Source organism: Runella zeae DSM 19591, from assembly GCF_000423565.1.
Lineage (GTDB): Bacteria > Bacteroidota > Bacteroidia > Cytophagales > Spirosomataceae > Runella > Runella zeae.
Window position 1 is genome coordinate 102481 of the sequence record NZ_AUIF01000011.1, and the last position, 12246, is coordinate 114726.

Below are 12246 nucleotides of genomic sequence, written 5' to 3' on the forward strand. Positions count from 1 at the left end.
CGTCTCCACCGCATGCAACGTCTCTACAGTACAACAAAATAATCACCCTATGCACTCCAAACCACCCCGCCTCGCCGACCGCTTTTTGCAGTTTTTCTGTGCGCCCCATCTACTGGAAGAAGTACAGGGAGATCTGCACGAAGAGTTTGAGTACCAAGTCGTGCGCGTGGGAGTGCACCGCGCTCGCTGGCGATATTGGCGCGATGTCTTGGGATTTTTCCAAGCCCGCTATATCAAACGCAAACCAACGGTCCGTCGTTATGGCACCTATCCAACAACCTACTTATACAACCCGACCATGTTACAGAACTATTTCAAAATCGCCTTTCGTAACCAGTTGAAACACAAAGGTTACTCCTTCATCAATATCTTCGGATTGGCTACGGGAATGGCCGTGGCTATGCTCATTGGTTTATGGGTTTGGGACGAGTTAAGTTTCAACACGTATCATAAAAATTATCCCCGAATTGCGCAGGTAGTACAAAATCAGGTAATGAACGGAGAAATAAAAACGAGTAAATCTGTGCCTTATCCTTTCATTAATGAACTGAAAACCAATTACGGCGAAAGTTTTAAAAACATCATTGCGTCGACATATAAAGATGAATTCATCTTGACGGCCGGTGAAACGAAACTTTCTGGCAATGGACAATTCATGGAAACCCAAGCTCCAGAATTATTCACTTTTGAAATGCAGAAAGGCACTTGGGAAGGTCTGACCGACCCACAATCCATTTTACTTTCGACTTCCATAGCCAAGGCATTATTCGGCGATACCGATCCCATGAATAAGCCGCTCAAAATCAACACTGATCTGAACGTAAAAGTAACGGGTATTTACGAGGATTTTCCACAGAACTCTGTGTTTTACGGAGTACAATTCGTGGCTTCCTGGGATTATTTTGTGGCTACCAATCCATTCATGAAAGAAAAGAAGTGGGACAATCACGCGCTTATCATGTACGTGGAAATCAAACCTGAAGCGACCTTTGAAAAGGTGACAGCTGCGATTAAAGATTCAGAGTTTAATGTCATCAAGCAGTTGGATGACATGAAAGAGGAAGCAGCCACTCACCCGCAAATGTGGCTTCATCCGATGAAGGATTGGCATTTATACGCCAGTTTTAAAAACGGTTTGGTCGATAACGGCCCCGTTCAATATGTTTGGCTGGTGGGCATGATCGGCTTTTTCGTGTTGCTATTGGCCTGTATCAATTTCATGAATTTGAGTACAGCTCGCAGTGAAAAACGCGCCAAAGAAGTAGGCATTCGCAAAGCAATCGGCTCGTTGAGGGCGCAATTGGTTGGACAGTTTTTCGGCGAATCGTTTCTGGTCGTTATTATCGCTTTTGTGGTTGCCCAAGCAATGGTGCTGTTGGCATTGCCCGGCTTCAATGAACTGGCCGACAAGCAAATGGCACTGCCGTTGACCAATCTATATTTTTGGCTGTTCAGTTTAGGCTTTATTCTTCTGACCGGGCTGCTGGCCGGCAGCTACCCAGCATTTTATTTGACTTCTTTTCAACCTGTCAAAGTATTGAAAGGGGCGGCCGGTCAATGGGGACGAATCGCTTCTTTGCCCCGTAAAGTATTGGTAGTTTTACAATTTACCGTTTCCGTTACGCTGGTTATTTGCACCGTTGTTATCTATCAACAGGTAAAATTTGCCAAAAACCGCCCTATCGGTTATTCTCGTGATCGGTTATTGATGGTTCAAATGAAATCGAACGATTTTTACGGAAAAACGGAGGTGTTGCGCAGTGAATTGAAAAAAACAGGGGTCGTGCTGGAGATGGCCGAATCGCAAAGCCCGATCACCGGCGTATGGAGCGCCAATACCGGTTTCAGTCGGAAAGGCTTAGCGTTAGAAAATGAAAATTTTGCCACGCTTTCCATCTCTCCCGAATATGCCCAAACGGTAGGTTGGGAGTTTGTAGCGGGTCGGAACTTTTCCAAAGCTTTTGCTTCCGACTCAGTGGGTTTTATTATCAATGAGACCGCCGCTCGGTTGATGGGTTTTCCTAAGAATACACCCAGTGCTGCTCTCGGAGAGACCGTCCATTGGAAAAGCAAATTTATGACCAATGACGTAGAAAAACCGTTCCAAATCATAGGCGTTGTAAAAGACATGGTCATGGAGTCGCCGTTTGAACAAGTGAAGCCTACGGTCTTTCTGATAGCCGGCGGCGCTAACTGGCTGAATATCAAGATCAATCCAGCAGTCAGTGCGGCGACGGCGCTTCCTAAAATCGAAGCGGTCTTTAAAAAACTCATTCCTGCCGCACCATTTGATTACAAATTTGTCGATGACGAGTACAACGCCAAGTTCAGCGCCGAAGAACGGGTCGGAAAACTGTCAAGGTTGTTTGCGGTGCTGGCGATTTTCATTTCGTGTCTGGGCTTGTTCGGATTGGCATTGTTTGTGGCAGAACAACGCACCAAAGAAATCGGCATTCGCAAAGTGTTGGGCGCGTCTGTGGCCGGTTTATGGCAAATGCTCTCCAAAGATTTTGTGGTATTGGTTATCATTTCCTGTTTTATCGCCATGCCGATTGCTCACTATTTTATGAACGAATGGCTCCAAAAATATACCTACCGAACCGAGATTTCGTGGTGGACTTTTGTGGTTACGGCCATCTTGGCCGTCTGTATCACACTCCTAACCGTTAGTTTTCAAGCCATTAAAGCGGCGTTAATGAATCCAGTGAAAAGTTTAAAAAGTGAATAAAAAAAGCGGGAGAATGAGCACGTGCTCATTCTCCCGCTTTTTTACAAATCTCAACTACTGGGCCTTACGGCTATAGATTTCTCTAAAATTCTTTACACTCTCTGCAATTTCGGGACCATTGTTTTCCCAGTGATATTCATATTCGACCGAGATGGGACCTTTAAATTTCTGACGTTTCATTTCTGCAATCACTTGATCTACTTTACAGTCGCCTGTTCCCCAAATCACATCGTGATATCTACCATCAGGAGTGTCTTTCTTTACATCTTTAAAGTGCATCCCTCTGACATGCCCTTCTAGTTGTTTGAGACAGGCAACAGGGTCAAGACCCGAACGAACCCAGTGACCAATATCAGCGCAAGAAGCCATGTATTTGCTACCACCAATCGCTGCCAAGACGGTATCAGGGTGCCAATAACGTGAAGGTTTGGGGTGATTGTGAAGCGCCACCGTAATTTTATATTGTTCGGCTAATTTACGTACCAATGGCACCTGAGCCGCCGAAGGCTCTGAATTGATATTGATAACACCCATGTCTTTGGCAAACTCAAAAAGAGCAGTCCAGTCTTCGTCGCTTTTGGGAGTTACTACGCCATAAGCTACAATGGTGAGCCCTTTGTCTTTTACCAATTTTTTGACTGCTTGGCGCGTAGCTGCATCCATTTTAAAATCCATTTTTCCTTCCAAACCGCCGCCGATGGTCTGCCCCGGAAAAGCTTCTACGTATTTTAGGCCACAACTGTCGATTTTGTGAAGTGCCTCAGCAAAGGTAAATAAGCGAAAAGAATAAGCCTGAGAGCCTAGTTTCCACCCCGCCTTGTCTTCGGGTGTTTTTTGCGCATACGACGATACCACCGCAAGCACCAAGCATGATAAAAGATATTTTGTAAAGGATTTCATAATAACCAGTGATTTTGTTTTTTACTCAAAAGGAAACTGAATTCTAACTTTACCTATCCTCGCAACAAGTAAAGAAGAAGAGACCTTACTTTACACTGTCTTAAAAATTTCTATCACTTCGCCTCCTGATCTATTTTCCTCTGTCCACTTTGGTACGATTACTGTCCAAAAGCGGACAATCGTTGCGATTGAAAAAGCCCAAAAAAGCCCTCAAAAGAAGCTTTTTGTTTTTGGCATGGTATTTTATCGACATTATCGGAGGAAATAAATTAATCCAATGAAACGAACCTTTTTGGGAGAATTTGAAGAAATCGTTTTACTGACGGTGGCCATTTTGGGCGAAGAAGCCTACGGCGTGTCTATCACGCAAGAACTGGAACAAAAAACGGGGCGCTCAGTGGGGTTTAGCACGGTGCATACCACCCTTCAACGGCTGGAAGAGAAAGGTTTTTTAACCTCTCAAATGGGCGGCGCAACGGCCGAGCGAGGTGGACGCCGCAAACGTTTTTTTACAGTTACCGCTACGGGTAGAAAAGCGTTGGTGGAAGTAAAGCAAGTACGCGAAGAGCTATGGGGAGCATTACCGCCTCAAACCTTGCAGTTAATGGGTGGGTAACATGAAACAACATCCTCCCCGCTGGGCCACTATCTTGCTACGTTGGTGGGCCGACCCCAATACTTCGGAAGAGGTAGAGGGTGATTTGTTGGAATTATATACCTATTGGGTGCGAACTGTTGGCCAGCGCAAAGCCAATTGGAAATATACCTTGAATACCCTGAAACTGTTACGCCCTTTTGCCAAAGACAAACGGGCGCATTATCCCAAAACCTATTTATACAGTCCGACTATGTTACAAAATTATTTTAAAGTCGCTTTCCGAAACGTACTGAAATATAGGCTATTTTCTTTTATCAACATTATAGGATTGAGCTTGGCGCTTCCATCGGCACTTATGGCATTGATTCAGATTGTCGCCTATTATGAATACGATAATTTTCATCGGGAGAGCGACCAAATCACCCGAATCATCACTGACGAAAAACAGGCCGACGGAGAAACAACACATTGGGCCTCTAGTCCTACGTTATTGGGTAACTATGTTAAAGAAAAATGGACAGGCGTCGAACGCACAACCACCCTTATCCGTGATTCGAAGTGGGTACTGAGCAGTGGTATTAAAACCAAAAATATACGTGCGGCTTATACCGATGTCTCCTTTTTTCAACTCTTTAATTTCCCCTTAGCCAAGGGCAGTTACCCGACGGAAGCCAATACGATGGTACTAACCCATGAAACCGCTGAGTGGTTTTTCAAAGACACCAACCCCATTGGCCGTATTTTGGAACATCCTACCTATGGTAATTTCAAAATAGTAGGAGTCTTACAGCCGTATAATCAGCAAAAAACGCAGTTTAGAGCCGATGTCCTGATATCCTTAGCAGGACGGGCAAATGCCCTAGCCAAAACAAACGAGTGGGCCAATTTGGAGGCTCATACGTTTGTGAAGTTATCGAAAGGAAAAACCCTCGCGGCATTCAACAGACAATTAGCCACTACTTCGTCCGAAATCAATAAATTGCTCGACCCGACAGTGGGCAAACAATTGTCGTTCAAAGCGCAGCCACTGTCCGAAATTTCTCCTGCCGATGAGGAGCTAAAAAATGACCCCTACGTCCAAGACATCAGAAGCATTTATATCAATTTTGGGTTTCAGCTAATTATTCTTGTTCTCGCGGCCTTGAACTACATCAACCTCACTTTGGCTCGTTCGATGAACCGAAGCCGCGAGGTAGGGGTAAGAAAAGTGGCAGGAGCCACTAAGTCCCAAATCATTTTTCAGTTTTTGACCGAATCGGTCGTAATTTCGTACGTAGCACTTGGCATTGGTTTATTTCTATTATGGCTTATCAAACAGACGATTCATGTGTCTTGGCTTACCTGGGAAATTGACCACTGGGAGTACCTTATCTTGCTCTTTGTGGGGTTCAATTTCATACTGGGAATAGCCGCAGGCATCTCTCCAAGCCTCGTACTGTCGTCGTATCAGCCTGTCAAAGTCCTGAAAGGAGCGGTCTCACCCGCTAGTTTTGGCAAAATAGGTTTCCGTAAGTCGATGATTATCACACAGTTTACGATTGCTCTGGTATATATCTTTTTCATCGGGCACATGTATCATCAAATAGAATACATGGCCAATGACAATACCAATTACCAACGAGAAGATATTTTAAGTATCCATTTGACAGGAAACCCCAATAAGCGTTTTGCGGCAGAAGTGGGTGCAATCAAGGAGGTGCAAAAGATTGGATACACCTCGCTTAATTTTGGCAATACCCCTCCCTATATTGGCATTAAATCGACTAAAAATGAGCCTTCAACACCCGCATTTTTCTACGCTGCTGACCACCATTTTATCGAAAACATGGGGCTTAAAATGATTGCGGGCAAGAACCTCCCCGAAAGTCAATCAGAGGTCGCATTACCCCTGCTTGTAGTAAATCAGAAGGCCGTCGAACAGCTACGTTTGGGCACAGACCAAGAGGCGATCGGGAAACTCGTCGTTTTGAATGATACCCTCTCAGCGACGATAGTGGGGGTAGCAGCCAATTTTTGCCACTATGACTACGAGCACAAAATCGAACCACTCGTTTTTCAATATCAGCCTTCCTCGTTCAAGTTGATGTGCCTAAAAACAACCCCTACCGGCGACCGAGCCGCCCTCGAAGCTACCTTGGCAGCACTTTGGAAAAAACACAACCCGTACGTAGAAATGAATGCATCATGGCTAGATAGCGACATGTACGAGCGGTATTACCCTTACGAAGACATGCAGTTTGCGGGGATGCAAAGCATTGTCATTTTTGTGGTTGCCATTCTGGGGCTTATTGGTATTCTTACCTACAGCTTAGAAAAACGAACCAAAGAAATTGGGATTCGGAAAGTACTGGGTGCTACGACAGAGGAGGTTCTGAGGGTGTTGATAACCGACTTTATTAAGCTCCTCACCATTGCAGCGGTCATTGCTATACCATTGGGAGTAGCTGTGGGCTTGTACATGAATAGCTATCTTGTTTTCCACAACGGGGTAAGTCATTTGACAATGGCCTTTCTTCTGTTGTTTGTTTTAGGGATTTCGTTAGCAATCATAGGGTACTTTTCATGGAAGGCCGTGCAGGCTAATCCTGCGAAAACCCTTAAAGTCGAGTAATCCAAAAGCCTCTGCAATGATGAAAAGAAAGCATCCTCCCCGCTGGGCCACTACCTTGCTGCGTTGGTGGGCTGACCCCAATACTTCGGAAGAAGTGGAGGGTGACTTATTGGAATTATACACCCATTGGGTACAAACCGTTGGCGTACAAAAAGCCAACTGGAAATATACCTTGAATACCCTGAAGCTGTTACGTCCCTTTGCCAAAAACAAACGGGCTCATTATCCCAAAACTTATTTATACAGTCCAACCATGCTACAAAATTATTTTAAAGTCGCTTTCCGCAATCTTCTCAAATACACAGGATACTCCTTTATTAATGTCACAGGATTGGCTACGGGGATGGCTGTAGCAATACTTATCAGTTTGTGGCTATATGATGAATTATCATACAACAAACAATTTGAAAACTACGACCGCATCGTTCAAGTGATGCAACATCAAACGTTTGACGGCCAAGTCAATACCCAAACTGCGAATCCTTATTTGATGGGGGACGAAATCCGAAATAAGTACCCTCATGATTTTAAACACATCGTGATGTCGTCGTGGACAAACGGTCATATTTTGGCCTATGGAGATAAAAAGCTCACTAAAATGGGTAATTATTTTGAGCCCGGCATCACCGAGATGCTGAGTCTCCAAATGCTGAAAGGTTCTCGGGCTGGGCTTAATGACGTCAACTCCATTCTTTTGTCGGAATCAGTAGCAAAAGCTTATTTCGGCAGCGAAGACCCGATGGGCAAAGTAATGAAGATAGATAACAAAAACGACGTTAAAGTAACGGGCGTTTACAAAGACCTGCCGTACAACTCCGACTTCAAAGATTTGACATTCCTCTTGCCTTGGTCGTTGTACCTTAGCAGTCAGCCTTGGATCAAAGAGATGACCAACCCCTGGCGCAGCAATTTTACCCAGACCTACGCCATGTTGGCCGACCACGCTGATATTGACCAAGTTTCGGCCAAAATCAAAGATGTTAAACTCCACAAAGTACGTCCGGAAGAACGGGCCTTTAAGCCCGTAGTGTTTTTGCAACCTATGAGTAAATGGCATTTGTATGCAGAGTTCAAAAACGGAATCAACATCGGTGGGCGCATCGAATTTGTGTGGTTGTTTGGCATTATTGGCGGGTTTGTGCTGCTGCTAGCTTGCATCAATTTTATGAACCTAAGCACTGCCCGTTCTGAAAAGCGGGCCAAAGAAGTGGGAGTACGAAAAGCAGTTGGTTCAGTACGCGGGCAATTAATCAATCAGTTTTTGAGTGAGTCGTTATTAGTAACTATTCTTTCCTTTGGATTGGCTATTGTGTTGGTACAGCTTGTTTTACCCATATTTAACGAAATGGCCGATAAAAAAATAACGGTATTGTGGCGCGAACCCTTGTTTTGGCTCTCAGGAATTGGCTTTACGGTCCTTACGGGTATCATCGCAGGAAGTTATCCAGCCTTTTACTTGTCGTCGTTTCGGCCCGTACAAGTGTTAAAAGGTACATTCCGAGTAGGGCGTTTTGCCTCTGTGCCGCGCAAAGTACTGGTAATCCTTCAGTTTACAGTGTCAGTAGCGTTGATTATTGGAACGATGGTGGTTTTTCAACAAATAGATTTTGCCAAAAAACGCCCCGCAGGCTATGCCATTGACAAACTTCTCTTTGTGCCTATTTCAACCCCTGATTTGACCAACAAATACGAAGTAGTTCGCAATGATTTATTAAAAACAGGGGCAATTGCTGAAGTCTCCAAATCTTCGAGTCCAATCACGAGCGTTTGGGCGATTAATAATGGCTACAGCTGGAAAGGCAAAGATACAGGCATTCAAGGCAATTTTGCGGCGGTATCTGCTACACACGATTTCGGAAAAACCATTGGGTGGGAGTTAAAAGAAGGCCGTGATTTCTCACGAGATTTCCCTACTGATTCTAGTGCAATGATTCTCAACGAAACGGCTGTAAAATTTATGGGATTGAAAAAACCCGTGGGTGAAATCGTAAAAATCGACAATAAGGAGTTTCACGTCATCGGGGTGGTCAAAGACTTGGTGATGCAGTCGCCGTACCAACCCGTTTTTCGTACCAGTTTTGTGTTGGATTACAACGATGCCAGTGTCATTAATATCAAAATCAATGCGACGACCAATACCAGCGATGCCTTACCCAAAATCGAAGCGGTTTTCCGAAAGCACAATCCTGCCGCACCGTTTGAGTACCAGTTTATTGATGAAGAATACGCCAAAAAATTCACTGATGAAGTTCGCATCGGCAAGCTTGCTACCTCTTTTACCATTTTGGCCATTTTCATTTCTTGCCTAGGGCTATTTGGGTTAGCCAGTTTTGTGGCCGAACAACGCACAAAGGAAATTGGGATTCGGAAAGTATTGGGCGCTTCAATCTCCAACTTATGGGGGCTATTGTCGAGAGAATTTGTGATTTTGGTCATGATTGCTTGTGGCATCGCTGGCCCAATAATGTGGTATGCGATGAACAATTGGATGCAAAAATTTGACTATCGTACCGAAATTTCGTGGTGGATTTTTGTGGTTACGGCCATCTTGGCCGTCAGTATCGCGCTCTTAACCGTCAGCTATCAAGCCATTAAAGCCGCAATCATCAATCCTGTCAAATCATTGAAATCGGAATAAATACCCCACCCCGCGTAGAGACGTTGCATGCAACGTCTCTACAGCATGCAACGTCTCTACAGCATACAACAACGTCTCTACAGCACACAACAACGTCTCCACCATCTACCTGTATTTATGCAACATACCCCTCCCCGCTGGGCCACTACCTTGCTGCGTTGGTGGGCCGACCCCAATACTTCGGAAGAAGTGGAGGGCGACTTATTGGAATTATACAACTATTGGGTGCAAACCGTTGGCGTACAAAAAGCCAATTGGAAATATACCTTGAATACCCTGAAACTGTTACGTCCCTTTGCCAAGGGCAAACGGGCTCATTATCCCAAAACCTATTTATACAGTCCAACGATGTTACGAAACTATTTTAAAATCGCATGGCGAAATTTGATTGCTGGAAAGAGCGTTTCCGTCATCAACATTACTGGCTTAGCCATCGGAATGGCGAGTACCTGCCTCATTACATTGTGGTTACAAAATGAGCTAAGTTTTGATGCTTTTCACTCGCATAAAGACCGCATTTACCAAGTATATGGTTTAACCGACAACGTGGAATGCCATCCCTGTCACGTCGCAACCACTGGGGCCAACCCTAAAAAAAGAATACCCCGAAGTGGAAGCCTTTACCCGCGTGAGAAGCGTTAACAATTTTTTGATGAAGGCCAACGATAAAAGCCTCACGGGGATTGAAGGCAATATAGTGGACCCCGATTTTCTTCAACTATTTAGCTTTCCCCTAACGCAAGGTGGAGAAATGAAGCAGTTAGTTGATCCTAACTCCATTGTCATTACCGAAAAATTGGCTAAAAAGCTCTTTGGGGACGAAAATGCCTTAAACAAGACCATTCAAATCGATGCCACCGATAACTTTACGGTGACAGGTGTCTTAAAGGATTTACCTTCCAATACCGACTTTCATTTTGAATATTTACTGCCTTGGGATTACCTAAAAAAACGCGGCGACGGGTCTATCAATGAAAGCTGGCTCAGTAATAATACCCCAACGTATTTGCTCTTAAAACCTACGACCAATGTGGCAGCCTTTGACGCAAAAATCAAAGACGTGACGCGTCGCTACTCAGGGCGCAATGATGTGTGGACCCACTTTACTTTTCCGCTGCATAAATGGCATTTGTACGACGAGTTTAAAAATGGAAAATCGGTCGGCGGACGCATCGACATGGTTCGAATGTTTGGGTTAATTGGGGTTTTTATTTTGTTGATTGCTTGTATCAATTTTATGAACCTCAGCACGGCTCGTTCCGAAAAACGCGCCAAAGAAGTAGGCATCAGAAAAGCAGCAGGCGCTGGGAAAGGCTTGCTTGTAGGGCAGTTTATGATGGAAGCATTGATGACAGCAGGCAGTGCTGGCCTCCTTGCACTGCTAATTGTGCAGTTGACTCTTCCATCGTTCAATACACTCATCAATACTCAACTCGTCATTCCGTATGCCAATGTATCTTATTGGCTCTGGACAATGGCATTTTTGCTGTTCACCAGTCTGCTGGCGGGAAGTTATCCTGCCTTCTACCTGTCGTCTTTTAATCCGATTGGGATTTTCAAAAAGCAATTCAAACAAACGCAAGCCGCGCTTTCTCCCCGCAAAGTACTGGTAGTAACCCAGTTTACCTTTGCTATTTTACTCATCATTTCTACGATGGTGGTACGGAATCAGATACAACACGCGCAAGATAGGGCCGTTGGGTATTCAAAAAACAACTTAATCCACGTCAATTTTGTGGGTGATATTGGCAAAAACTATTCACTCCTCAAACAAGAATTGCTCTATTCGGGCAGTGCCAGCTCCGTCACCAAAACAATGAACCCACTCACGGAAAGCGGCTCTAAGACATGGGGATTGCGATGGGCAGGTGAAGCTCCTAAGGACACCAATACGGCTCTTACGTTGTTTAGTGCCGATGCTGACTTTGTAAAAACAGCAGGACTACAGTTGGTCGAAGGACGAGACATTGATATTAACAAGTACCCTACCGACAGCTTTTCGGTGCTTTTGAACGAAACGGCTGTCAAACTGATGGGGTTCAAAAACCCGATAGGTCAGCTTTTGTTTAGTAAGTCCAAAAAGACAACGTGGAAGGTAGTCGGAGTCGTAAAAGATTACCTAACGGGTTCCCCCTACGAAGCCATCCCTCCTACGGTGATTGAAGGTCCTGGGGCATGGTTTAACACAATGCACATCAAATTGAATCCTGCTCATTCGACGGCCGACAATCTGGCCAAAGCCGAGCAAATTTTCAAAAAATACAATGCTAATTATCCATTTGATTATCAATTCATAGACCAAGAATACGCCAATCAGTTTGAAAACGAACAACGGCTTAAAACACTCTCAGGACTCTTTGCGATTTTGGCCATTTTTATTTCTTGTTTGGGGCTATTTGGGTTGGCAAGTTTTGTGGCCGAGCAGCGCACCAAAGAAATCGGGATTCGTAAAGTGCTCGGTGCTTCTGTTCCTAATCTTTGGGGACTATTATCGAAAGAATTTATCACGTTGGTGGTTATTTCCTTCTTTATTGCATCGCCTGTCGCCTACTATTTTGCGAATGGTTGGTTGCAGCAGTACAGCTACCGAACTGAGGTGTCGTGGTGGATTTTTGTGGTTACGGCCATCTTGGCCGTCAGTATCGCGCTCTTAACCGTCAGCTATCAAGCTATCAGGGCCGCCATGGTCAATCCCATCAAATCATTGAAAACAGAATAAATACCCCACCCCGCGTATAGACATTGCATGTGGTAGAGACGTTGCATGCAAC

Annotated in this window: 7 protein-coding genes; 6 read left to right on the forward strand and 1 reads right to left on the reverse strand. The window is 44.7% G+C overall.

The window, feature by feature from the left end:
* The first annotated feature begins 49 nt into the window (after nt 1-49).
* Nucleotides 50-2728 carry an ABC transporter permease gene (locus G563_RS0103980; protein ID WP_028664171.1) on the forward strand — a complete coding sequence of 893 codons (2679 nt, stop codon included), beginning with the start codon at nt 50-52 and terminating at the stop codon, nt 2726-2728.
* 54 nt (nt 2729-2782) lie between these two features.
* On the opposite strand, the gene G563_RS0103985 is transcribed toward G563_RS0103980, so the two are convergent.
* Nucleotides 2783-3628: a sugar phosphate isomerase/epimerase family protein gene (locus G563_RS0103985; protein ID WP_028664172.1), complete on the reverse strand. Its 846-nt coding sequence runs from the start codon at nt 3626-3628 to the stop codon at nt 2783-2785.
* A gap of 277 nt (nt 3629-3905) precedes the next feature.
* On the opposite strand from G563_RS0103985, the gene G563_RS0103995 reads away from it, so the two are divergent.
* Genes G563_RS0103995 through G563_RS33655 form a run of 5 tightly spaced genes read left to right on the forward strand, consistent with a single transcriptional unit; the run spans nt 3906 to nt 12194 of the window.
* On the forward strand, nt 3906-4244 hold the full coding sequence (locus tag G563_RS0103995; protein ID WP_028664173.1) for a PadR family transcriptional regulator: 339 nt from the start codon (nt 3906-3908) through the stop codon (nt 4242-4244).
* 1 nt (nt 4245) lies between these two features.
* Nucleotides 4246-6837, forward strand: a complete 2592-nt coding sequence (locus G563_RS0104000) for a permease prefix domain 2-containing transporter (protein WP_028664174.1) — start codon at nt 4246-4248, stop codon at nt 6835-6837.
* Nucleotides 6838-6853: 16 nt separating this feature from the next.
* Nucleotides 6854-9475: an ABC transporter permease gene (locus G563_RS0104005; protein WP_229598438.1), complete on the forward strand. Its 2622-nt coding sequence runs from the start codon at nt 6854-6856 to the stop codon at nt 9473-9475.
* 45 nt (nt 9476-9520) lie between these two features.
* Nucleotides 9521-10117: a permease prefix domain 2-containing transporter gene (locus G563_RS38800; RefSeq protein WP_229598439.1), complete on the forward strand. Its 597-nt coding sequence runs from the start codon at nt 9521-9523 to the stop codon at nt 10115-10117.
* Entirely contained in the window at nt 10104-12194 is a 2091-nt protein-coding gene (locus G563_RS33655) for an ABC transporter permease (protein ID WP_374754482.1), read from the forward strand. The genes G563_RS38800 and G563_RS33655 overlap by 14 nt, the downstream gene beginning before the upstream one ends.
* Nucleotides 12195-12246 lie beyond the last annotated feature (52 nt).

What these genes read in the sequence shown, in the direction of transcription:
- G563_RS38800 (WP_229598439.1), top strand. Translation starts at nt 9,521, where the DNA reads ATGCAACGTCTCTACAGCATACAACAACGTCTCTACAGCACACAACAA.
- G563_RS0104005 (WP_229598438.1), top strand. Translation starts at nt 6,854, where the DNA reads ATGATGAAAAGAAAGCATCCTCCCCGCTGGGCCACTACCTTGCTGCGT.
- G563_RS0103995 (WP_028664173.1), top strand. Translation starts at nt 3,906, where the DNA reads ATGAAACGAACCTTTTTGGGAGAATTTGAAGAAATCGTTTTACTGACG.
- G563_RS0104000 (WP_028664174.1), top strand. Translation starts at nt 4,246, where the DNA reads ATGAAACAACATCCTCCCCGCTGGGCCACTATCTTGCTACGTTGGTGG.
- G563_RS0103985 (WP_028664172.1), bottom strand. Translation starts at nt 3,628, where the DNA reads ATGAAATCCTTTACAAAATATCTTTTATCATGCTTGGTGCTTGCGGTG.
- G563_RS0103980 (WP_028664171.1), top strand. Translation starts at nt 50, where the DNA reads ATGCACTCCAAACCACCCCGCCTCGCCGACCGCTTTTTGCAGTTTTTC.